The sequence below is a fragment of the Brevibacillus sp. MER 51 genome, from assembly GCF_023714195.1.
Taxonomy (GTDB): Bacteria; Bacillota; Bacilli; order Brevibacillales; family Brevibacillaceae; genus Brevibacillus.
The window spans coordinates 38329-62078 of sequence record NZ_JAMAUS010000004.1 but is presented as its reverse complement, the minus strand read 5'-3'; the positions used below and the strand labels follow the sequence as shown (position 1 = coordinate 62078).

Annotated in this window: 17 protein-coding genes; 1 reads left to right on the top strand and 16 read right to left on the bottom strand. The window is 50.2% G+C overall.

Features of this window, described 5'->3' with window-relative positions; genetic code table 11:
- Nucleotides 1-55: 55 nt before the first annotated feature.
- The gene (locus M3630_RS10050) at nucleotides 56-670 is read right to left on the bottom strand and encodes a PH domain-containing protein (RefSeq protein ID WP_173612008.1); all 615 of its coding nucleotides are present in this window, start codon (nucleotides 668-670) and stop codon (nucleotides 56-58) included.
- Nucleotides 671-811: 141 nt separating this feature from the next.
- Nucleotides 812-1369, bottom strand: a complete 558-nt coding sequence (locus tag M3630_RS10045; protein WP_173612009.1) for a nitroreductase family protein — start codon at nucleotides 1367-1369, stop codon at nucleotides 812-814.
- Nucleotides 1370-1779: 410 nt separating this feature from the next.
- Here M3630_RS10045 and M3630_RS10040 point away from each other — a divergent pair, with 410 nt between their 5' ends.
- Nucleotides 1780-2160: a RidA family protein gene (locus tag M3630_RS10040; protein ID WP_251251994.1), complete on the top strand. Its 381-nt coding sequence runs from the start codon at nucleotides 1780-1782 to the stop codon at nucleotides 2158-2160.
- Nucleotides 2161-2221: 61 nt separating this feature from the next.
- Here M3630_RS10040 and M3630_RS10035 read toward each other — a convergent pair whose 3' ends face one another.
- From M3630_RS10035 to M3630_RS09970, 14 genes are all read right to left on the bottom strand, one after another.
- A complete protein-coding gene (locus tag M3630_RS10035) occupies nucleotides 2222-4747 on the bottom strand; it encodes an SEL1-like repeat protein (protein WP_251251993.1) in 2526 nt (841 codons plus the stop codon).
- Between the two features lie 144 nt (nucleotides 4748-4891).
- Complete coding sequence (locus M3630_RS10030) at nucleotides 4892-5629, bottom strand: PIG-L deacetylase family protein (RefSeq protein ID WP_251251992.1); 738 nt, start codon at nucleotides 5627-5629, stop codon at nucleotides 4892-4894.
- Between the two features lie 9 nt (nucleotides 5630-5638).
- The gene (locus M3630_RS10025; protein ID WP_251251991.1) at nucleotides 5639-6655 is read right to left on the bottom strand and encodes an N-acetylglucosamine kinase; all 1017 of its coding nucleotides are present in this window, start codon (nucleotides 6653-6655) and stop codon (nucleotides 5639-5641) included.
- On the bottom strand, nucleotides 6655-8163 hold the full coding sequence (gene argH, locus M3630_RS10020; protein WP_251251990.1) for an argininosuccinate lyase: 1509 nt from the start codon (nucleotides 8161-8163) through the stop codon (nucleotides 6655-6657). Before argH ends, M3630_RS10025 begins: the two co-directional genes overlap by 1 nt.
- Nucleotides 8164-8275: 112 nt before the next feature.
- On the bottom strand, nucleotides 8276-10807 hold the full coding sequence (locus M3630_RS10015; RefSeq protein WP_251251989.1) for an NEW3 domain-containing protein: 2532 nt from the start codon (nucleotides 10805-10807) through the stop codon (nucleotides 8276-8278).
- A gap of 119 nt (nucleotides 10808-10926) precedes the next feature.
- Nucleotides 10927-13446, bottom strand: coding sequence for a PIG-L family deacetylase (locus tag M3630_RS10010; RefSeq protein ID WP_285860474.1), 2520 nt, complete (start codon nucleotides 13444-13446; stop codon nucleotides 10927-10929).
- A gap of 52 nt (nucleotides 13447-13498) precedes the next feature.
- Nucleotides 13499-15226: an ABC transporter permease gene (locus tag M3630_RS10005; protein ID WP_251251987.1), complete on the bottom strand. Its 1728-nt coding sequence runs from the start codon at nucleotides 15224-15226 to the stop codon at nucleotides 13499-13501.
- A gap of 14 nt (nucleotides 15227-15240) precedes the next feature.
- On the bottom strand, nucleotides 15241-16317 hold the full coding sequence (locus M3630_RS10000; protein ID WP_251251986.1) for an ABC transporter ATP-binding protein: 1077 nt from the start codon (nucleotides 16315-16317) through the stop codon (nucleotides 15241-15243).
- A gap of 123 nt (nucleotides 16318-16440) precedes the next feature.
- The gene (locus M3630_RS09995) at nucleotides 16441-17565 is read right to left on the bottom strand and encodes an extracellular solute-binding protein (RefSeq protein ID WP_173612021.1); all 1125 of its coding nucleotides are present in this window, start codon (nucleotides 17563-17565) and stop codon (nucleotides 16441-16443) included.
- Nucleotides 17566-17589: 24 nt separating this feature from the next.
- Nucleotides 17590-18768, bottom strand: coding sequence for an ROK family protein (locus M3630_RS09990; RefSeq protein WP_173612022.1), 1179 nt, complete (start codon nucleotides 18766-18768; stop codon nucleotides 17590-17592).
- Nucleotides 18769-20012: 1244 nt separating this feature from the next.
- Entirely contained in the window at nucleotides 20013-20294 is a 282-nt protein-coding gene (locus M3630_RS09985; protein ID WP_173612023.1) for a hypothetical protein, read from the bottom strand.
- A 208-nt stretch (nucleotides 20295-20502) separates the two neighbouring features.
- The gene (locus tag M3630_RS09980) at nucleotides 20503-21384 is read right to left on the bottom strand and encodes a LysR family transcriptional regulator (protein ID WP_251251985.1); all 882 of its coding nucleotides are present in this window, start codon (nucleotides 21382-21384) and stop codon (nucleotides 20503-20505) included.
- 129 nt (nucleotides 21385-21513) lie between these two features.
- Nucleotides 21514-22482: a threonine ammonia-lyase gene (locus tag M3630_RS09975; protein ID WP_251251984.1), complete on the bottom strand. Its 969-nt coding sequence runs from the start codon at nucleotides 22480-22482 to the stop codon at nucleotides 21514-21516.
- A gap of 142 nt (nucleotides 22483-22624) precedes the next feature.
- Nucleotides 22625-23746, bottom strand: a complete 1122-nt coding sequence (locus tag M3630_RS09970; protein ID WP_251251983.1) for an aminotransferase — start codon at nucleotides 23744-23746, stop codon at nucleotides 22625-22627.
- Nucleotides 23747-23750 lie beyond the last annotated feature (4 nt).

Here is a 23750-nt window from a genome sequence, read left to right as displayed (position 1 = left end):
CTTGAATACAAAAAGAGCCTCTTTAAAGAGGCTCTTTTCTCTTAGTTGCTACTGTTTAGTTATGAATGTATTTTTCAAAGACTTTACCAAAATCTTTGACGACATACTTGTATCGGATGTCCTCCAGCCAATCGAAGGTGTATTGGTTGATGGACTTGAATTGTGAAGCTACGTCCGCTTGCTGGCCAGTTACGCGACCCAGTGTGCTTTGGGCGACGTGGAGGCTTTCTTTTGCATGCTGAAGCGCAATTTCGTTATCGTGCATAATCGAAGCGATCTTCACAAGGGCTTTGTAGAGGTCTTTTAGCTCCTCCAAATGCTTTTTGTTAACATCGATCGAGTAGTGCTCATTGCCCATCGTGAACTTGATTTCTACATCCAAATCGACGGTTCCGGCTGTTTCCAGATACACGTTAGAGATCGGATGTGTATGGTAGGAATAGCGGCGCAGCATGCGTTTTTTGCTGGTAGCACTCGTTCCATCCAGATGAACCAGCCCCAGATTGGTGAAGCAGTACTCATCCGACTTTGATTTGATCAAAAAATAGATTTTCTCATGGTCCTCGTGCAAGATGTAATCATCCGCGTCTACCTTGTCGTAATCCGCTGGTTTTACCACGATTCCCACATTGCTCAAGCCGAGCGCGTCTGCGGCAAGCTTTCCAAACATGATCTAACAGCTCCCCTCGATATGTACGGTGTAACCTTTACCATTTATACGTGTGTGGGGGGACTTGGTTGCAAACAACTACAGTGCTTCACCCAGTTTTTCTTTTCCGTTCCGTGTTTTTCAATGAAGCCAGCTGGAGCATTACAGCCAGGTCGTCTTTTCTTCCGCTGCCACCCTACTAGTCTCAGGAGCATCTGCCTCAGGATAGCCAACAAACAGCGTGCCCACGACCTTTTTATTTTCAGGCGATCCAAGGAATTGCAGCAAGCGCTCGTCGCGAACCAAGCCGACTCCTCTCGTGCGCCATACCATGCCCAGTCCCAGTTCCTTTGCTGCCAGCCACATCGAGTGAATCGCGCAGCAAACCGCATATTCGTTATCCTCTGAGGATGCTTCATCTCCTGGGATCACATCAGCAGTCGCAACAATGACGAGCGGTGTTTTTTCCAGGACGGCCAAGGAATCCTGCACGAGATTCGGCTTGGTCGGAAAACGCTCCAGCAAAAATTCCTTCGCGATTGCCTCGAACCGCAGCTTCGCTTCTCCTCTGATTACGTAAAAATGCCACGGCTGACGCAAGCGGTCGTTCGGGGCTAACACTGCACAATCTAGCAACGCTTGGATTTTTTCGGTTTCTACTTCTTTTGGAATATAGTTACGCACGGCTCTTCTGCTTTTGAGTGCCTCTAGTACGGACATACTGGTTCCTCCTCGGTTTACCATTTTCATACGAATCCCCATCATTATATCGAAGGTTATTCGGGTTCGTACAGGTATCTATCACCGAGCATGTATCGCTGAATGTGCTTGGTGTTCGTCTTTTCTCGCAACATAGATATCATATTGCTTATGGTCTTTTTCTTGGGGCAGCATCCCCATGTCTCCCCCTAAATGACGAAGCGCATGGGAGTGAATGCGTGTGCGAAAACGAATGCCACGAGAACTTAGCTTATTTGCCACACGAATGTATTCTTCATGACCAAACGCAGTGTGGATCAAGCACTTGTACTTGGAAAAAAGGGTGAGAAAAGAGTCCATAAACCGCTCCACTCCCTTTCCTTTTTGTAGTATATTCCAATTATTGCGGAAATGAGAGGGGGCATTCTACTATGAATCGAAAGAAAGTATTCACGGGTTCACCTTGGGAGCCTGTCGTGGGCTATTGCCGCGCAATCCGAATAGGCGACCGGATCGAAGTGGCTGGTACCACTGCCATGAAGGACGGAGAAGTCGTTGGCTTGGGCAATGCCTATGAACAAACAAGATTTATCCTGGAGACGATTGAAAAAGCATTGCAAGAATTAGATGCTGACTTGTCTCATGTGGTCAGAACGCGGATGTTTGTTACGGATATCAGCAAGTGGGAAGAGATCGGAAAAGCACACGGGGAGTTTTTCCGCGAGATTCAGCCTGTCGCTACGATGGTCGAGGTCAAGGCATTGATCGACCCGCGTCTGCTCGTTGAAATTGAAGTGGAAGCTATTGTTTAAGCATGCTTATTAGTTGGAGCGGACCGACGACTTTTTTCTGTCGATCCGCTTTTTGCATTTTCTACGATTGTGTGAGCTCCTCAGGGATATCAAGACCTGCCTTCTCTGCTTCTTCGAGGTGATGTTTCGCCAGAAGCTCGTCCACATGTTGCGCTTCATTCCGGTAAATTCTTGCCAGTTCGATATGTGCATGCGGGTAATCTCTTTCCAAAGCAGCATGAAAATAAGTGATGGCGGCGTCGATATTTTTGGCTGTACCATACCCATTACTGTAGAAAATCCCCAAATTATAGGCACTGAAATCGCTGCCTGCTTCGTAGTCCTGCTGATAATAATGCAGCGCCTTTTCGTAATTCCCTTTTGAATCATGCAAATAGCCAAGCCAATCAAAAACCGGAGAGCCTAATAACTCTCCCTGTTCATAATGCCAGAGAGCTTTGTCCAAATCTTGCGGCACCAGCTCCCCGTCATAATAGGTGGCACCAAGATTGTTGTGAGCCAGCGCATGACCGTGTTCTGCCGCCTTGCCCATCCAGTACATAGCCTGATCGGCATCAGGCTCCGTGCCTATCCCATGTCGATAGCAGCAGCCTAATCCGTTCATAGCATGGTGGTTGCCTGCCGCAGCCCCTAACTCATACCAGTAAAAAGCTTTATCAGCATCCTCGAAGCCTTCCAGATTGTAATACATATGGGCAAGATTGTTCATGGATGGGGCAAAGCCCTTTTCAGCAGCAAGCGTATCGTACAGAATGGCTTTCTCATAATCACCTGCTTCATACGCTTCCATGCCCAGGTTGTACAACGTTTCTACTGGCGTGTACTGATCTACGCTGTCAACATCGGATTGCTCTCCTTTGGCATAAGCCAGCAGTCGCTTGCGAACCTCGGCATCAAAATAATAGCTGTAATAACGATCTTCGACTTCCTCCAGAACGAGCGTTTTATCTGCCCTCGACAGCCCGTACTCGCTTACTAAATAAACGTCGTGATCCTTGAAGGCATAAGCAAAACCCTCGACCAGTGCCTTTTTCACCACCAGATCATATTCGAAATCACTCCATCGCTTTTCCGGCGATAAGGCAATGCTCCATAATCCATTTTTCTTCAAAGCATACGCATCCTGATGCAGCCAAAAAATGTTCTCATAATCGTCTAGGGGGAATAACCACGCTGGTTCATCGGCATCTCCATGAAAAACGCCTAGCTTCCCATCTTTTTTCGCCAGCACCTGATTGCCCTGCCCTGCCTCCGTATACACCTGCAAATCAATCAGTTCATCGTATTCATACGGCAACAAAAGGCTCTCCTGCTGCTTGCCATAAGCGGCGTACTTCTTCCCCTTGCGCAGAACGAGCAGATTCGGAAAATGGGTTTGCCGATTCAGTTTATCGAAGCCGGATGCCCCGACAGTGCCGTCTTTTTTGTACAAGGTGCTATGATTTGTACCCTTGTGTGGTTTGACAAGGATTAGCCCTTCGTCGATCTGTTCCACAGCCGCCAGAGGGAATTCTCCGACGTATTTCCAATATTCGTTAAAGATTTTCCGATTTTTCCTGCCTTTGACCGCCGTATGGTAAAAGCCGACCCCACACTTGAAAGCCTCTTCGTGCTCAAAATCTATCGTTACAGAACCAGATTCGTCCAGAACGCCCCATTTTCCGTCTTTCTTTGCCGTGTAAAATCCTTGGTAATCAAGCAGTTCTAACTCTTCGTAGTGGGTAGGGACAATCGTTTGGCCTTCCAGATTGATCAGACCATATCGACTGTTTCGTTTGACGATGGCACCAGCAGAGCCGTATTCAAAATCGTAGGCGTCCTCCCACTCCAACGGAATGACGATTCTCCCGGATTTATGTACATAGCCGTATTTGCCATCTCTAGCGACTACGGCGAGATCTTCGGAAGCGAAATCGTAAAAGGCATCGAACTGAGGGGCGAGCAATACGTTTCCCTCTGCGTCTTTGAGACCAAACAAGCCAGCTTCCTCAAAAATCTCTACATCAGGATGTTCTTCATAAGGCTGCCAGATGTGTCCCCAGCCGTATTGGTAGTCCTCATAATTGAGCAGCTCGGCAAAAGAACGAAAGCCCGGGTTCACATCCACCAATTCGGAGTAGTTCAATAGCGAGATGTCATCGTTGTCCATTGCCTTTGTCATGATCTCGTTGTTATGGGCAATATTTGCCCGCAAAGTTTCCGCCTGCTCGTCATGAGGGATGTCATCCATATTAAATACGTCCCAGGCATCAATGTGAAAATACGGAAGCGTTCGTTTTTCCAGATAGTTCAGAAGCTGATTCCTCGCTTCCAAAAATGCTTCTTCGTTACGGATTAGTCCTTCCTGTCTCTCCAGGAAATCGTAGAATCGCTTCACGTTTTCGATGCCTGCCTGCGCGTCGTAAAAGAGTCCGGAATTGTCCGGTTCGGTATGATTGTTGTAATTGTTTCCGGCGATTACACCACCTTCTATGAAGAGCGGCTGCAAGAGTAGTGGGACCTCATAGCCCCATTCCACCATCATCGTGTCGTTGCCTTGTGCTTGAGAAGGTTCACTGACGTTATATACATAGACTCTATGTGACATGTCTTCTCTCCCTTTGATTTCCAATTGCTTCTTGACCACATTGTAAGCAATTCTAGCACGGTAAAACAATCCGACTGATGGTCTATCCAATGAAAAAGGCTGACAAGCGAAAATCATGCTGGTCAGCCCTTTCTACTTTTTAGACTATAGCTCAATGACAGGAATACTCCCACCCACACTAACCGGCTCGATCGCCTTGCCCGCTGACCGCACCAAAGTAAAATACTCATAGCAACCAATGACACCAAAGTCCCCATCGATCACACCCGGATAAGCGCGGTTGACGGAATACTCCTGACTGAGGTGAGCCTTCAGCGCCTCTCCTTTTTGTGTCCGATAGCCTGAAATATCGACCTTGCCTGTGATGGGAACCGCTGGCTTTGGACCATGATCCGGGCAATGATCGTAGTAGTGCGGGATCGAAACATAGTACAGATCAGGATATTCTGCCGGAGTCAAGCTTGCCTCCGCTTGTTCGACCGCTCGCGTCGTCGCCTCGCACGTGACGATATGATCGGGATGACCCGTTACCCCGTCCGGCGGAAACGTAACGACGACATTGGGCTTCCATTCCTCTATCGCTTCCCGAATCTTGCCAACCAGCTCGTTCAGGTCGGCATTTTGCAAGGAACCATCCGGGTACCGGAACAAGTCGAGACGACTGATTCCCAGCACTTCCGCCGCTGCTTTCAGCTCTAGCTCTCGATGCTTTGCCAGCTTTTCTCTGCAATCGATATCGAATGGACCGCTGCGACCTTTACAACCGGAGGTAATGCACAAATAACATGTTTCGTGTCCGGCATCCTTGCACTTTGCCAACGTTCCCCCGCAGGCAAAAGACTCATCGTCCGGATGGGGAAAGACAACCATTACTTTTTTCATATCTGCACCTCACTTGCCGCCCGATTGGCGTTCTAAATAAGCCAATCCCTTTGCTATGACACCGTAAATCGGATCGTTTTGCGCATTTTCGATGACGACCTGCGAAGCATACTCCCGGACGCGCTCTACGACAATCTCTCGCACGCGATCATCGTTTTGCAAAACGCCTCCCTGCATGATCATCTGAAATGGCTTGGCTTTCATTTGCAACGTATCAATGACCGCCCGAGCAGCATCGAAAAGCTCTTCGCCTGCAACCTGCAAGATAGCTGCTGCCACCTCATCTCCGGCAAGTGCCGCTTGACTGACCAACGGCGACAGCTCTCCTACCTTCTCGACGGAATAATGCTCACTGTACGTCCAGTTAAACAATTCATCTACGCGTCCCAGTCCAACGTGCGGGAGGAGCAGCTCCTTCAATACGGTCGGCTCGCCGCGGCCATCCGCTGCTTTTAATACTGCCATAATCGCTTGCTTTCCGATCCAGTAGCCGCTGCCCTCGTCACCGACCCGATGCCCCCAGCCTCCTGCTCGAGCCGTTTCCTGATCATCATTTACACCAAAGGCAATCGAGCCTGTGCCTGCGATGACCAGAATGCCTGGTTTGCCTCCGGTCGCACCGAGCAATGCCGCAAACCCGTCGTTTTCCACAATTAGCTGCTGGACGCGAATACCGAGCTGGTGCAGCACCTTGCTCACCATTCGCGAGATCACCTGTCGATCATACTCCGTATCCAGGCCAGCGATCCCGAACACTGCGCACTCGATTTCCCATTCGATTCGTCCATCCGGGGTCGGCGTGCCGCTCATAAAAGGGGCAACTGTTTGACGAGCGACCGCATCGTCCAAAGCTTGGCTGATCGCTGCAACCAGCTCACGAGCTGCCGCTTCCTCCCCGATCCCTTGATAATTGCATGAACCGGAGCGTCCTGCACCGATTTCATTTCTGGAGCGGTCCACCAGTACCGCCAGACACTTGGTGCCCCCTCCGTCCACTGCCAGAAGAGGTATTCGCACCACTGCCATTACCCCACACTCCATTCAGCTGTCATCTGATCTAACCCTTTCATCACATTCGCAATCGCCTGTTTTTTCTGTGCCAGCCATTCTGTTTCCTGATGGAGAACCCCTTGGCGAACAGCGATCATGCGCTTCATTTCCTCTGGGTTTGGTCCACCAGGAAGCTTGCGGATCATTACGAAATGAACCGGGTCAAGCGCCAGTTTGAGCTCTTCTGCTGTGAGCGACAGCTCCCGCCCGATTACTTCCACGGCTGCACGGTTTACCAGCTCCAAGCTGATTTGGTTTGCAGCAAGTTGCTCGCTCATCGCTTCCTTTACCACACGACTCACGATGTGATGAGATTTGCGGAACGAAAGCTGATCCGTGCGCACCAATGTATCCGCCAGCTCTGTGACAGTCGCAAAGCTGCCCTTCGCCCGCTCCAAGAGAACGTCCTTGTTCACTTCCATCGTACCCACAACGCTCGCCATCAAGCGATACATCTGCTCGAGTACTCCCATGCTCCGCCACGCGTATGGCTGCATGTCATCCTCGGTGTCCACGATATCGCCAAAAGGCGTATTGTGCATCATCGTAAGCACTGTCGTCGCATTGCCTGCCGCACTGGACAACAGAGAGCGCATATGCTCAAAAGAAACCGGATTTCGCTTTTGCGGCATGATAGAGCTGATCTGCACGTATGGACTCGCGACTTTTAACCCCGCGAATTCTTGTGTGCACCACAGCAGCATATCTTGAACCGTACGCCCCAAATTGATAGCTGCCAATTGTACGGCTGTCGCTACTTCCCCTAAATAATCCGCGCCGCAGACTGCATCATAGGAATTTTCCACCAACTCATCAAATCCGAGCAATTCGCGCATCCGCTCCCGGCTGATCGCAAAGCCAGAAGTCGTCAAGGCCGCTGCCCCCATCGGTGAGCGGTTGACTGTGTGATAGGCCTGGATCAGTCGTTTGATATCACGGCTGAGCATGTCAGTAGCCGCCATGATGTAATGCGCCATTGTCGTCGGCTGTGCCTGCTGCGTATGTGTGTAGCCAATCATGATCGTATCTACATGCTCATTTGCAAAGAGGAGCAAATGCTCTTTCAGATAGAGGGCAGAAGCCAAGGTCACCAACAATTTTTCACGCAGCACCATTCGGTAAATCGTAATCCCCATGTCGTTGCGGCTGCGAGCCAGATGCAGATTTCCTGCCACATCAGGAGCCAGTTCCAGCAACCGGCTCTCTACCTGAAAGAACAAATCTTCAAACTGTCCGGTGTAATGCGATTGGCGCAGCTCTTCCATTTCGATCCCACACAGTGCACCAGCAATTTTTTTAGCCTCGTCGTCTGTGAGCAATTCTTGTTCACGAAGCATGATCAAATGTGCCTTGTTGATCGCCATCATCGGATGCAGCAGATGGTGCTTCGCTTCATTAAATGCAGGCTCCAAAACCGCCTCCACGTATGTCTTGCCAGGGAAGCTGGCTCCCTCCTGTTGAAAAATTCGCTCTCTGTAATTCATCTTTCTTGCATCTCCTTCCCTACCCATTCGTAAGCTGCTTCTATTTTTGCGTCTGTTCTTCTTTTAGGGAGGGGGGCGACCGCCTGAACGATCGCCTCCCCTTCTACTATGATTACTGCTGTGGGCTGATCATGTTGACAAACAATCGGATCGCACCCGGTACGAGTGACGGAATTTCGCGATACCACACAAGTGAGCTGTAGGTATACGTTCCTTTTCCATACTTGGCAGTGAGGTACGTACCCGTAAATTCCTTCTCGCCTTCGTCTCCATTGGAGATAAGCTCTGTGTATTCCTTGCCCCACTCGGATGGGTTGTAAGCGGAACGATCCTGAATCCAGTTGTCCCAATCTTTCTCCGTGATTTTGTTTGGTGAATGGAACAAAGCATGATCAGGCGCCAATACTGTCACTTTGGAGTTTTCATCTGTGACACGCCATTGAATCAGCGGAGCACCGATTTTGATCGGATAAGGAGCCAGTTCCGGCTTCCATTTATCCTCTGGCTTGTGGTATTGCACGACCAGATTTCCGCCGTTTTCCACGTATTTCAGCAAGCGTGCATTCGAAGAAATCAGCTCAGGCCGGAAACCATAAGCGCGAATGCCCAGCACGATCGTATCGTATTGATCCAGATCACCAGACTCGATATCTTTTGCCGACAAATTGGTCACATCGACTCCCAATTGGGACAAATACTGATCGATATTGTCAAAGCCACTGGATACGTAACCGACCTTCAATCCTTCCGGCACCTTCAAGTCAAATGCCTGGATGGCAAGCGTCGCTGGTTGGACAAAGTACGTCGTGCCGATATGCGGGTAACGGATGACTTGGGCTCCGTGTCTGCTCTCTTTTCCACTGCCAGACGCTACTGCTGTCACCGTGTACTTATCCGGTTGGACGGAAGCATCTGCTTTGACTGTAAAGGCAACCGACTTCGTTTCTCCCTTGGCTTCAAAGGCGAGCGGTGCTGCTTGTGGTTCTACGCTCCAGCCTTTTGGTATATCGAGAGAGATGGTTGTTTTCGCTGCACCTGGATTGTAATTTTTCACCGTAACCTTGACCGGAATTGGCTCCTCTGGCTTCTGCGTATTCAAAACCGTCGCATTTGGACTCAGCACCATAGAAAAAGATGGAAGAACTGCAATGGCATCTGCTGGTGTCACATGGCTATTCGCCGTCGAGCCTGCAAAGCTGTAGCTGACGTCTGCTGTAATGGCAGGAGCGGCATACGGTTGGAACAGAGCAGCATCAGAAGGAACTGAGACATCAAAAGTCGTTTTCACCGTCTGATTGTAGCCGAGCGATGAGAAGCTCGTGGTCGATTGCGGCTTGGCTTGCCAGCCTTTTGGTACATTCAGCGCGAGATTGATCTTCCCGACTTTTGCTTGGCCGCCGTTGTAAGCCGTGACCGTTACTTTTGTCGTTTGCCCTGCTACCAGTTCGGTTGTCTCAGGCTTTACTTTGGTTACGAGCGAGAGCGCTTCGGCACTAGCTTTGTTTAGCTGGGATTTCTTCACTCCCAAACGATGGCGCAAGTCTGTTTTCGTGTCAGTTGGCAAGGAGGAGGCTTCGACTGCTGCCGTCGCTTTTTCCACATCCGCCAACATCTCATGCGCTTCCTTGGCTACGGAGGCAAAGCTTGGGTACGCAGCAATGACCTCTGCGGCATCCTTTTGCAGCTTTTTCAGTTCACCCGCGACTTTTTCCCCGCCAGACTGGCTGGCCACTTCCTTCGCTAAATCGTCAAACGAATAGGCAATTCCCTCAAAAAAGTCTGCTTCCTTGTCTTTTGTCTCTACGATGGATTGATCGAGCTTGTAATAATTGAAGCTGGGTCCCTCGTCATAGTGACGTCCCATCCCCTGGCTCTTGTGCATAAAACGGGATTCTTCGCCGAGTTGGACGTAAGAGGCCCCATAAATTTCGTCATAGTCGCCAACAGGCACTTTGACTGAGTAATCCTGTTCCTTTGCAGGCAGATACAGCTTCTTCACCTGCCAAGTAGCCAAGCCTTCTTTTGCATGCTGTGGAAAAACGTTTGGATCTGCGGCATCCTTGAATGCCCGTACTGTAATGACATTAATCGCGCGATGATGACCGTGAGTCGAAGGTTCGTTCAAAAATGCGGGAATCACGACATCAGGTCTCAGTGTCCGGATACGGCGGATGAGCTTTTCGTACGCGACATCCTCGCCCCATTTTTGCAAGGTTTCATCCGGGCTTTTGGAAAAGCCGAAGTCAAAAATAGGGTCGTCGATTTTTTCACTGAGGTTCTCCAGATGGATGTTCGTGATTTTGGAAGCTTCCTGCAATTCGCGGGTACGAATGATCCCCAGCGCATTACCCAGCTCGCTGCCTATCTCGTTCTGTCCTCCCTCGCCTCGGTTCGCAATGACACTGGATGTGTCCACCCCTTTGCCAAGCGACAAGTACGCGAGCATCGAACTGTGCTCATCGTCCGGATGTGCTCCGGTGTTCATCGCACTGGCAATCGTGGTGAGCGGCTTGATGGCTTTCCACAGGTCGACAACCCCGCGGTCCGCATGGGCGGTCTCGGGTGCTACCGGCATAATCAGACTCGTGGCTAGCACCGCTGCAGTCGTAATCGTGTACAGCTTGGCAAGTTTCCCCTTACTCAATGAACAACTCCTCCATTCCATTCAGATTGATGTCTATATCAATCATGGCGGTCTGTACGTATGCATTTCATTGATGTAGCCATGGATCGACCCACGGTTGGCCCGGAGTGGATGGGGCATTACTGCTTCTGACTGATCATGTTGACAAACAAGCGAAAAGCGCCAGGGACTAGCTGTGGAATCTCGCGGAACCAGGCAAGCGAGCTGTAGGTGTACGTCCCTTTTCCATAGTGCGCCGTGAGGAAAATGCCGCGGAACTCCGGTTCTCCCGGATCACTTGTCGCAATCAGCTCGGTATACTCGCTTCCCCAGCGAGAAGGATTGTAGATGGAGCGCTCTTGCACCCATCCATCCCAGTCTGCTTGGGTAATGACGTTTGGCTCCTGGAACATCGGATGTTCAGGGGCCAGCATACGGACGTCTGATTGCTCATTGGTCACCCGCCAATCGATCAGCGATTCACCGATAAAAATGGGGTAAGGTGCCAAGTGCGGCTTCCATTTGTCCTCCGGCTTATGATATTGAACGACGAGGTTTCCGCCGTTTTCTACATAGTGCAAAAGACGCTGATTGCTCTCGATTAATTCGCGCCGGAATCCGTATGCACGAATACCGAGTATAATCGTGTCGTAGCGGGACAAATCGCCCGATTGGATTTCGTTTGCGTCGAGATTGAGACAATTCACCCCGACCGCGCGCAAGTATTTATCCATATTGTCAAAGCCGCTGGATACGTAGCCGATTCGTTGGTTTTTCGGGATGGCCAGATCAAAGGCTTGAACAGTCAGCGTAGCGGGCCGGATGAAATACGTTCGGCCAACATGCGGGTATTCAATGACCTGCACATCTTGCGCAATCTCTGCCACACCGTCTGTCCCCGCGACCGTAGCGCTGATCTGATATTTGCCGTTCGTCACCTGCGGTGTGGTATGAACAGTAAAAGCGATCGTTTTCGTCTCGCTACGGAAAGAAAACGGAACATCGACAAAGGCTGGCTCCGCTGTCCAGCCTGCCGGGACAACGAGAGCGACCTTGGCTGTAGAGCTTCCCGGACGGTACTGTTTCAGTGTTACCTTAACCGGGATCGTCTCATCCGTATGCAGCGTATTCCGCACCACATCGGACGGGGTCAGCGTCACGGCATACGGCGGAAGCACAGCTACACGGCTATCCGGCTCCACGCGAATCGTACTGGCTGTCTCGAAGGCGAAATAGAGCACCTCGACATCGAGTACAGTCGGCTTGTAAGGATGGAACAGCTCCGTCTTTGCAGGAATCGATACCTCAAATACGGTGCACACCGTCTGATTGTAAGCAAGTCGTGGAAAAGCCGTTGGCGTGAGCGGTTTCGCCGTCCATCCAGCGGGGACACGCATACGCAGCTGCACATGCTCAACCTCCAGCGAGCCGCCGTTGTAAGCCGTTACGGTAACCGTTGTCGTCTGGCCCGCCACCCACTCGCCCGTCTCCGGCTTGATTTTCACAACCAGAGACAGAGCCTCCGCACTGGCACGGTTTAGCTGCGCTTCCTTGAGTCCTAGCCGATACATCAAATCGACCTTTGTTTCTTCATCGAGTGAAGCCTTGCTTACTTCTTGTTGTGCAGACGCAAGCAAAGCCTTCATGCGGTGAACCCTTTGAGCCACCTCAGCAAAACGCGGGTAGGCATTCAATACATCTGTAGCCGCATCATGTATACGGTGAAGCACTTCCGCAAGTTCTTGTCCGCCTTTTGCAGCGATGCTCTGCGCCAGATCAGCAAAACTGACGGGCAGTCCGGAAAAAAAGTCGCGCTCTTTTTCCGGTGCCGGAAAAACCGAGGCATCCAGGCGATAGTAATTGTAGGTCGGGCCTTCATCGTAGTGAACTCCCATGCCCTGTGTCTTATGCATAAACCTCGATCGCTCACCAAGCTGCACATAGGATGAGCCGTAGATTTGGTCGTATTCCCCCACGGGTACGGCGACGTGATAATCATCGTTGTCCATGATAGGCAGATACAGCTTTTTCATTTGCCACGGCAAAAGTCCAGCCTGTCTATGTTCAGGAAAGATCTGTGGATCAGCTGCTTCGTGGAAAGCTCGCTGTGTCAGTAACGTAATCGCCCGGTGATGTCCGTGTGTCGTCGGTTCATTTTCAAAGCAAGCGATAACGACATCGGGGCGCAGCTCCCTGATTTTTCGAACCAATCGCTCGTACACGACCTCTTCGCCCCATTTGCGGAAAGTTTCTTCGGCGCATTTGGAGAACCCGAAATCATGGATGGGATCATCCAGCTCTTCGCTTAAGATGCCAAGCGTCACATTGCTAAGAGATGAGGCTTCTTCCAGCTCACGCGTGCGGATAATCCCCAGCGCGGTACCTTGCTCGCAGCCGATTTCATTTTGTCCGCCTTCCCCTCTCGTCGCGATCACACTGGTGGTATACACGCCTCTCCCCAGGGCCAAGTAAGCGAGCATGGCACTGTGCTCATCGTCCGGATGGGCACCTGTATTCATGGCACTGGCAATGGTAGCGAGTGGCTTGATCGCTTTCCACAGATCGAGCAGTCCATGTTCCCCCTGCATGGTGCGAACAGATGCGGGAATAGTCGGGCAGGGTAGTTTGGTCGGCTGCACTTTCGGTGATTTCTTGTCCATCGATTCACTGACATCCACGTGAAGCCCTCCTTTTTCACGAAGGCATCCAGCTTTACACGGCAGTTCCCGCCTTATCTCCGGTCAGTTTTCTGGAGATGAACAACACGATGATGATGACCACGATTTGCAAGACACCATAGGCGCAAGCGGTGCCAAATTCATTACTGTACATGCGTTGGAATACAGCGACAGACAATGGCGTTGTCTTCGGTGTGAAGATCAGAATCGAAGCCACGAATTCCCCGATACACTGGACGAATGCCAAGAGCGTACCTGCAAGAATTCCACCCCAAGCCATCGGGAACACGACACGCCTGAAACTGTACCACCAGGAAGCACCCAGATTTCGCGCAGCCTCCTCAACAGATGGGTCCATCTGCATCAAAGTCGCATTGGTAGAGCGAAACACAAGTGGCAGATGTCGGACAAAATACGCCAACGGGATAATCCAGAATGTTCCGATCAAAACCTGTCCAAAGCTGAATGCATTCGGCTCACTGAACGCTGCAATCAGGTTGATCGCCACGACTGTCCCTGGCAATGCCCATGGCAGCATGATCAACACATCCAGAAGCGTTTTCCCGCGAAACTTGAGGCGAACCATGGCATATGCCGCAGCTACACCGAAAATGACGATCCCGATTACCGCGATCGCAGACAACTGCAAGCTGTTGAGAATCGGACGCCATGTCTTGCTATCCGTGAACAAATCCATGTAATGCGACAAGGTATACTCAGGAGGTAATATTTGCACCGTCCAGGTACCATCTACCGAGAAGGAGATGAGTACCAATACGAGAATTGGCAGCATCAGAATGATTGTACCGATAAAAGACAGCACAATCGTGGTGTAGCGTCCCGCTTTGCTCTTGATCTCGGTACGATGCACGCTGACCCCTTTGCTCAAGTTCTGGTAGTTGCGCGCGCCTTGGTACCAACGCATGATCAAAAGAAAAGCCACAGAAACAATCGAAAGAATCGTAGACTGTGTCGCAGCCATGTCCAAATCTCCATTGGTGCGAGACAGATAGATCTGCATCGTCATCGTCCGGTCAATGCCGAAAATGAGCGGTGCCGTATAAGAAGCCATCGAAATCATGAAAACCAACAGAGAAGACGCGACCATGGCTGGCGTGAGCATCGGCAAAATAATGCGCCGCCAAACGGTAAATCGATTCGCTCCAAGACTGGCTGCCGCCTCTTCCAAGGACGGGTCGAGTCCCTTGATTGCTGCTGTTGCTGTCATGAAGAAATAGGTGTACATCGTAAACGTATGAACGACGACCACACCCCACATTCCTTTTAACGAGAAAGGAACCTGGGCAAGCCCGAACAGCTCTTTGATTGCCCGTGGGATGATTCCGCTCTCTCCGTACAAAAAGGTAAACGAGAGAACACCAATCAGTGGAGGCAACGCCATCGGAACCAAAGCCAGCACAGAAAGAATTTTTCGTCCTGGAAACTCATAGCGCTCCAATAAAAACGCCATCGTAACCCCGACAATTCCGCACGTAATGACACTCAGAACCGATATGTAGACACTGTTCCACAACGCTTCCAGGTTGGCGGTATGCTCCAGACTGAAGAAGCGAATGTAGTTTTTCCACGTAATTTCCTCATCGATTTTGATACTCGCAACGAACGTTTCGAACAATGGATAAACGACATAAGCCAACAATATTAAAAAGAGTGGCGATACCAGCACGTAGACGAAGGCGGGTGAAGCGGTGATGGACTTTCGTCTGGCTGCTGTCGGCGCTTGCTGCAACTCTGCTCTCAAAAGCTTCTTCCCCCTTATCCGGCAAAATAAATGCTCTCTTTCGGTATATGTAGGCCGATGGCATCGCCGCGCTGTTTAATCGGTCGTCCCAGGTTGATGGACATGCTGCGCAGGCTCTCCGTTCCTACTTCCGTGACATAATTGACACACGCCCCTGTAAATTCAGACATGACAACAGAGCCTTTCACTACATTTTGTCCCTCATTGCCTGTACTCTCCAGAACGGATTCAGGACGAATGGACATCGTTACTTTCTCCCCGACAGACAGCTGTGCACGTGGAGAGGCATTTTCCTTCAATCCGCTAAGCATTTGTCCAGAAGCTGTGCGAACCAGCACTTCATCGCCGTCAAATCCTGTAACTGTCCCTTCCCACAGATTCGTCTCGCCGATAAAAGAAGCGACAAAACGGTTTACAGGACGATGGTAAATCTCATGCGGTGTTCCGATCTGCTGCACTTCTCCGCTCTGCATGACCATAATCCGGTCTGACATCGACATCGCTTCTGCTTGATCGTGCGTGACGTAAATCGTTGTAATTCCCAGCTCCAGCTGGAGTCGCTTGATCTCGAAACGCGTCTCTTCCCGAAGCTTCGCATCCAGATTGGACAGCGGCTCATCCAACAGCAGAATCTGCGGCTCGATGACCAGCGCCCGTGCCAGTGCTACCCGTTGCTGTTGTCCCCCGGAAAGCTGATCAATGCGGCGTTCGCCATAGCCCTCCAGACGTACCAGCTTCATGATCCGTTCTACGCGCTCTTTTGCATCTGTTTTGTTCACCTTCCGAACCTGCAAGCCAAACGCGATATTTTCAAAAACAGTCATGTGCGGGAACAACGCGTAGTTTTGGAATACCATCCCGGTATTGCGCTTGTGGGGAGGAAGAGATGTAACCTCCTGTGATCCAAAGCGGATATGGCCTTCCGTTGGATAATAAAAGCCGGCAATCATGCGCAGGGTAGTCGTTTTGCCGCAGCCACTCGGACCGAGAAAAGTAAAAAACTCTCCTGATTCGATATGAATGTGCACATCTTCGACCCCTTTTGCTTGGCCAAACCTTTTGTAAACGTGATCAAGTGTTACGCTGCTCATCGGGTTGTGTTTCCTCCTTCATCGCGAGTCATTTCAAGCTGACGGCCGTTTTCAAACAACTGCTATAAGTGACTAGACGGAAAGGACAACGCCTTCCCGCCTAGCTGCTTGAAAAAATCTTCCTTACTTCTTGCCTTTTCCCTTGATGTTTTCATCCCAATGCTGCATCCACTCTTTTTCTTTTTCAGCCATGACAGCCCAATCGAGTTCCATTGGCTTCAGCTCGAGATTTTTCATGAAGTCTGGCAATTGGTCCTTGCTGATGTCTGTACGAGATGGGAACTGGAAGCGTTCCTTCGCCAATTGGGCAGCCATTTCAGGACTCATCAAGAATTCCATAAACTTTTTCGCCGCATCCAGGTTTTTCGCGCCTTTTACCAGAGCCACGCCGTCAACGAGAATCGGTGCTCCACTCTTCGGATAAATGAAGTCATACGGATGGTTGTTCTTTTTGCTTTGGATCAGAACATCTTGGAGGTTCCACAAGGAGATGACGCCCTCTTGACGATCCAGCTTCAGATACAGGTTTGTCGGGTCTTGTGTGTACTCTTTTGTATTGGCATCGAGCTTGGTCAGCCATTCAAAACCTTTTTCAGGAGTATCCGCCCCTTGACGGAAGATCATTGCGGAATAAATGGTACGCATGGTGCCGGACGGCAGTACGTTTCGGATCACGATTTTGTCTTTGAATTTCGGGTCGATCAATTCATCCCAATCTTGCGGCGCTTCTTCTGGCTTCATTACCTGCGAGTTGTACATGATGACCTCTGGCAAAAGCATTTCGCCGTACCAGCGATCTTGCGGATCTTTGTACAAATCTGGAACCTTGTCTGCAAAAGTCGGCTTGTAAGGCTCCAGCAGATCTTCATTGGCTGCTGTCGCTAGAGCAGATTGAGTACCGCCCCACCAGAAGTCAGCCTGCGGGTTCGCCTTCTCTGCACGGACGCGCTCCAAAATTTGTTGGGCACCCATTTCAAGTGTTTCTACTTCAATGTTCGGGTACTTTTCTTTGAATTTTGGCAACACGATTTCAAAAATGTTTTTGTCCCGTCCGGTGTAAATCACCAGTCTTTGTGGGTCACCCGATGAATCAGCAGGTTGAGCAGCCGTGCCAGATTGGCCGCCTGCGCTGTTGTCGGCAGGCTTTGCTTCCTGTCCTCCACTGCCGCACGCAGCTACAGTCAGAGCCAAGGAGCTGACAAAAACGCCCTTCATCCATGTTTTCAGCTTGCTAGTTGTCTTCTTCAAAATGAACTCCCCCTCTTGTTCTTCTCACTCTTTGTCAAGCAGTCGTGTGAAAGGAAACGCTTCCAAAACGCTGTGGACAGCACCAATCAAACCAGCGCGCTCCCCCAGACTTGCTTTTTCAAGATTAGGCACCTCAGGCACCCATTCTCTCAGCCATTCGTGAATTTGCTTCACCCCTTCACCATCGACATGGACCATCTCCCCGCTCAGGATCAATATTTCCGGGTTCAAAATACTGATGATGTTTGCCATTCCGTACGCCCAATGTCGATACACATCCGCAAGAAGCTCCTTTGCTTGTGCATTTTGTTTGGCGTGCCGGATCAGCTCTTCTATGACACTCGACCCTTCCTGAAGGTCAGAGAGAAATCCCTTTGCCTGCTCTTGGATGCCCGGAATCGAATAATGCGTCTCAAACACGCCTGACGCGCCATTCGGGCGATTATGTACCGGGCCGATCATCATGAAGCCGATTTCTCCTGCTGCCTCACGACTCCCCCGATAAAACTGTCCATCCAATATAATCCCGGCCCCAATTCCCGTCCCTACGTACATGTAGACAACGTTGGTATGGCCGACCCCTGCTCCACGGACGTACTCGCCCAGTGTCATCATATTCACGTCATTGTCGATAATGACGGGCAGTCCGAGTCGCGCTTCGATGGTCTGTTGAATCGGTGAACCCATCCACCCCGTGCTGGGTGAAAAGCTAACGGTTCCACTGCCACGCTGTGTGACGCCTTGCAAACCGACGCCCATTCCGAGCAGGCGCTCTCGCGGGATGCCGCTTTCACACAACAAGCGATCCAGTCCGGCTGCCAAATCTTCGATGACAGTTTCGCCATTCGCTGGTTGTGCCAGCCGTTTGCGATAGCGAGCCAAGAACTCGCCTTTCATATCTGCGATAGCCATGTCCAGGGTAGAGCCTTCAAAAATTGCCCCGGCAATAGCGTACGCCTGGTAGTTGTACTCCAACAAAATCGGCTTGCGGCCGCCTTTGGAATCGCCCATTCCTACTTCTTGCAGGAGTCCTTCCTGGATCATTTCATCTACAAGGGCGGAAACACATGGACGGCTGAGCTGGGTCTGTTTGGAGATATCCGCACGGGAAATCTGCCCGTGCAAGACGACCTGCTGTAATACTTCTTCTTTATTCAGTTTTTTCACGAGTTTGCTATTACCTGTTTTTTTGGGAGCTTGCACGCTTCATCGATCACCGCCACACAGTTAGTTAACATTACTAACAAAGATAACCAAATTATAGACACGGCAGCACCCAATAGTCAAACAATTTACATTTGTCTTTCAGATATTTTATGGATTTTTTAGTGTATATATCCCTTGTTAAAAAATACTAAAAACATGGTCGTCACGCTGTTGTGGTGGGGAGGAAACAGAAGAAAACGCTCAGATTCTTGTCCCACCCGCTGTGGGATTCACTGCCCGCCTCCATGCAAAAAGCGAAACCGCGTCCAAAGTGGTCCATTCAGGATGTGTTTCAGAGGTGGACGCTTAAGAACGTGTTTCGCTTTTTGCATTCCGTCTCGGTCGGTGTACCAAAGATCTTCGCTTATTTCTCCTGTTTCCTCTACGAGCTTTCCGTGTTTAAACAGGGTTTAAAAGCATTAAAAGATTGAAGATTGTACTCCGTCACGACAGAGAAGAATATTTCCAGACGTAGCGACTTGTGGAGTCCTACCGAGCGGAGAAGGGATTCGCGGGCAAAAGAAACGCAACCGTGCCCATGCGACGTAGCGGCTACCACTTTTGCGTTTCCCCGCGAATCCCTTCGGAGCGGACAGTCTCAACCCCCAGAGGGACGGAGCCTGGAGCCTAGACTGGAAATATTCTTCTCCCCACCGCAGCTGCATATTTAGGGACCTTGAGTTGTTGCTGTTGTGGTGGGTAGGAAACAGGAGAAAACACTCAGATTCTTGTCCCACCCGCTGTGGGATTCACTGCCCGCCTCCATGCAAAAAGCGAAACCGCGTCCAAAGTGGTCCATTCAGGATGTGTTTCAGAGGTGGACGCTTAAGGGCGTGTTTCGCTTTTTGCATTCCATCTCGGTCGGTGTACCAAAGATCTTCGCTTATTTCTCCTGTTTCCTCTACGAGCCTCCAGTGTTAACCGGGTTTTAGAAGCCTTAAAAGATGGAAGAATGTGTTCAGTTACGACAGAGAAGAATATTTCCAGACGTAGCGACTTGTGGAGTCCTACCGAGCGGAGAAGCGATTAGCGGGTAAAAGAAACGCAACGTGCCCGCGCGACGTAGCGGCTACCACTTTTGCGTTTCCCCGCTAGTCGCTTCGAAGCGGGCAGTCTCAACCCCCAGCGGGACGGAGCCTGGAGCCTAGACTGGAAATATTCTTCTCCCCACCGCAGCCACTGCATTCAGAAATATAAAAAAGCACATCACCCTCTACGGGGGAATGTGCTTGGAACGTCCTCTATTCGTCTATGTATCCAGCGACTCCTTTTTTAATCAAGTATTCCATCTCTACATCCAGGATCTTCTCGACGGTGATCTCATCCAGCTTCACATCTGACTTACCCATGACATAATCTACGAGATCATCAAAATCAACGTCGACATCACCTTTTGCATCTGCCTTCGCACTGTTCATGTACGCTTGCTCATGCTTGAGTACGATCCTGATTTTTTCCGGGTCTACTTTTGTTTTCGAAGCTACATGCGAAACGAGTTCGGTTTCGTTTACTTGCTTACTCATTTGTTGTCATCTCCTATTTCTCTTACCTTCTGTCATTTTACACTATCATTGCGGAAGAAAATATTGTTTCCAAGAGACAATTTGCCCTTATGTCGAGTTGGGTATTCGGGCAATCACTTTCTGTGAACCAATAAAATCGAAAAAGAAGCTGGGAAAAACGAAACTGTTTTTCCCAACTTCTTTACTTTTGAAGGACTTCTTAGGCTGCCTACTCTTCTCTTACGGATAACCAGATGTCTTTGACGAGCTCCATGAAGGTTTGGATTGCGGGTTCTTCTCTTCGGCGCCCCAGACAGACCAGTGATGTTTCTGCTTTCTTGGAAAAGCGGTACAGCTCAATTAGTTCTCCTGTACGAAGCTCTTTTTCCACTAAAACCGTACTGAGCAGGGCTATGCCTGTTTGATTCAGGACTGACCGTTTGATCGTTTCTTCGCTGCTACATTTAATGACAGAAGGTGGGATGTAGTTTAACTCCAACAGGCATTGGGAAATAAATTCATCGAGATTGCACCCCTCCTGATAGGACAAAAAAGGAAAGGTCACGAGTGCATCTTCCAGAGTTTTGTCCTTCATCAAATCAGGAGAAGCAATCAAAGTGAATTGTTCTAAGTCCACGACACTGGAATGAATACCTGGTTGCGAGGTGATGCCCGCAATGATCCCAATATCCGCCTCGTGGGCTTGGATTTTTTTCAAGGTCTCCTGACTGGTGCATGAAATCACCTGCAGATTGACCTGTGGGTGTGTCTCCACATATGCTTTCAGAATTTGAGGCATGTATTGGATGCAATAAAACTCCGGGGCCGCCACGACCAGCGGCCCTACAGGCATGTCTAAGTAATTAAGTCCCTCCGCCATGTGCTGGAGAACGTAGAAAAGCTGATCCGTATGCTGTTTCACTATTTTTCCGGCCGGTGTCAAAAACGTGCGCTTGCCTACCCGATTGAGCAAAGGATGTCCCAGCTCCCGCTCCAACGCTTGAATCTGGAGTGTAATCGTTGGCTGGCTGTATCCGAGTTGCTCTGCAGCCTTCGTCAAGTTCAAATGCTCGGCAACGACCTGAAATGTCTTCAGATTGCGTAACTCCATGATTGATTATCCACTCCCTCACCGAACGACACCCATTCTTCTGTAAGTGCGTGTTCAAAAAGTCGGCTTTTTGAACAATCTTTGCTAGAAAAAGTGTAGCCGAGAGTGGCTCTGTGTTCAACCGATAGCCTATGCGTGCTTCCCTATAACTTCCGCCAGCTTGCGAGCATCTACATTACTGCCGCTCACGATCGTCAGTACCTTTTTCCCTGCCAGATCGGGTACCGTTCCCTGCATGAGTGCAGCGATACCTACCGCCCCTGAGCCTTCCACCATCAGATGATGCTCCTTTGCCAGCCAGCTCATGGCTTGGGCAACATGTTCTTCCTCTACGAGCAGGAAGTCATCGACGATCTGCAGGGCCAAATCCAGATTGCCTTGTGTAATTCCCCCATGAAGACCGTCTGCGAGCGAATCACTATATACCACATCTGCCAACCGCTTTTCGCGGAACGAGTAGTACCATGGGGGAGACGCATGTGTCTGAATCCCAATCACCTGAACATCCGGATTGATTGCCTTTGCTGCAAGCGCCACTCCGCAAATTAACCCGCCACCGCCAGCAGGTACGAGTATGACGTCAAAATCCGGCTCTTCCAAAAGAGCTTCCAGGGCTGCCGTTCCTTGGCCTGCTATGATCTCGTTATCTTCAAAGGCATGGACGAATGTGCGCCCAGTTTCTTTCGCCAGTTCATAGGCGTGACTTTCTGCGTCATCATAGCTGTCACCATAAACGACCAACTCCGCACCGTAGCGCTTGATTCCCGCTTTTTTGGTCTCTGGTGCGGTTTTTGGCACGACGATCAAGGCCGACACCCCTCGAAGCGATGCCGCATACGCGACCCCTTGCGCATGGTTGCCTGCTGAAGCGGTAATAACACCCCGAGCTAGCTCATTTTCCGTCAAGGATGCGATTTTGTTTAGCGCACCGCGCGCCTTGAATGAACCTGTTTTCTGATGGCATTCCAGCTTCATCCAGACATCGGCATCTGCGATGGCAGACAGCGCGGGTGATGAAATTAACGGGGTATGGATAACCTGCCCCTTTAGATTCTTGTGAGCTTTTACAATATCAAGAAAGGATACGGACAACGACATGAACTTCTCCTCCTTACTGTCAAAACACCGAATGTTCCGCTAATTATCAATACAATAAAGATCAAGCCTGTATGCTAGAATTCCAGGATAAGAGTGTCTCTTTTCTTCTACCGAAGAGACACTCCCTCTCCTACTTTATCCCTTATTTGCGTGACTCCAAAAACTCCGATACTTTTGCCAGACCTACTTGAAGCACTTCCGTCGAGCAGGCGTACCCGATTCGTACCCACCCTTCCATGTCAAAGCAACTGCCTGGTGTCAAAAACGCCCCTGTCGTTTTAAACAGGTCAATGCAAAACGTTTCCGAAGGGATATCCAGCTCGTACTTGAGCATTGCGGTTGTTCCTGCCTGCGGCTTTACGTAAGAGACCAACGGCTCCTTCGCCACCCACTCATCGAGAATCTGCAGGTTGTCGCGCACGATCTTCAGGCTACGCTCCATAATCTTGTCACGGTTTTTCAGTGCATGGACAGCCAGCATGTCATCCAGCATCCCGCAGCTGATGGTCGTGTAATCGCGGTGGGTAAAGCAGCTTTTGATCACATCCTGAGGTGCTGCAATCCATCCCAGACGCAAGCCCGCCAACGAAAACACTTTGGACATGCTGCTTGTCGCAATCCCTTTTTCGTACAGGTCGACGATGGATGGTACCACAACCTCCGGGTCTTGGTGCAAATTTCGATATACCTCGTCACACAACAGGTAGGCATCAACAGAGCGGGCAATCTCTACGATTTCTCGCAGCAACCCTTCCCCCATCAAAGCTCCGGATGGATTGTTCGGATTGTTGATACAGATCAGCTTGGTCTTGTCTGTAACGAGCGAGCGCAGCTCATCCAGATCAGGCAGAAAATCATTTTCCGGCAAAAGTCTGAGCAGCTTGACCTGCGCTCCGAATGACTCCGGTACCGAATAAATTTGCTGATAGGTCGGATGAACGGTAATGACTTCGTCACCAGGTGCAACGAGCGAGAACAAGGTAAGAAAATTCGCTCCAATCGCCCCGTTCATCGCTAAAATGTTCTCCGGCTTCATCGTTTGATACATACTCGCGACGAGGCTGCGGAATTCCGGTGAACCCTCGATATGTCCGTATGTCAGCTTCTTCTGGGCCATCTCGCGGAAAAAATCCTCCGGCTCATCGGAAAGGCGAATCAACTCTTCTACCGTCAGTGAATCAACGCATGTTTCGGCAATATTGTAAACTGCCTCCATCTCGTAAGCGTTCATCCATTCTTCTACTTTAAAAGGTGCAATTCTCATCGTC

Excerpts from the sequence above, each read along its gene's own strand:
- M3630_RS10045 (WP_173612009.1), bottom strand. The coding sequence starts at position 1,369 with ATGTCCGTACTAGAGGCACTCAAAAGCAGAAGAGCCGTGCGTAACTAT.
- M3630_RS09975 (WP_251251984.1), bottom strand. The coding sequence starts at position 22,482 with ATGTCGTTGTCCGTATCCTTTCTTGATATTGTAAAAGCTCACAAGAAT.
- M3630_RS10010 (WP_285860474.1), bottom strand. The coding sequence starts at position 13,446 with ATGGACAAGAAATCACCGAAAGTGCAGCCGACCAAACTACCCTGCCCG.
- M3630_RS09985 (WP_173612023.1), bottom strand. The coding sequence starts at position 20,294 with ATGAGTAAGCAAGTAAACGAAACCGAACTCGTTTCGCATGTAGCTTCG.
- M3630_RS10050 (WP_173612008.1), bottom strand. The coding sequence starts at position 670 with ATGTTTGGAAAGCTTGCCGCAGACGCGCTCGGCTTGAGCAATGTGGGA.
- M3630_RS10040 (WP_251251994.1), top strand. The coding sequence starts at position 1,780 with ATGAATCGAAAGAAAGTATTCACGGGTTCACCTTGGGAGCCTGTCGTG.
- M3630_RS10030 (WP_251251992.1), bottom strand. The coding sequence starts at position 5,629 with ATGAAAAAAGTAATGGTTGTCTTTCCCCATCCGGACGATGAGTCTTTT.
- argH (WP_251251990.1), bottom strand. The coding sequence starts at position 8,163 with ATGAATTACAGAGAGCGAATTTTTCAACAGGAGGGAGCCAGCTTCCCT.
- M3630_RS10025 (WP_251251991.1), bottom strand. The coding sequence starts at position 6,655 with ATGGCAGTGGTGCGAATACCTCTTCTGGCAGTGGACGGAGGGGGCACC.
- M3630_RS10035 (WP_251251993.1), bottom strand. The coding sequence starts at position 4,747 with ATGTCACATAGAGTCTATGTATATAACGTCAGTGAACCTTCTCAAGCA.
- M3630_RS10000 (WP_251251986.1), bottom strand. The coding sequence starts at position 16,317 with ATGAGCAGCGTAACACTTGATCACGTTTACAAAAGGTTTGGCCAAGCA.
- M3630_RS09980 (WP_251251985.1), bottom strand. The coding sequence starts at position 21,384 with ATGGAGTTACGCAATCTGAAGACATTTCAGGTCGTTGCCGAGCATTTG.
- M3630_RS09970 (WP_251251983.1), bottom strand. The coding sequence starts at position 23,746 with ATGAGAATTGCACCTTTTAAAGTAGAAGAATGGATGAACGCTTACGAG.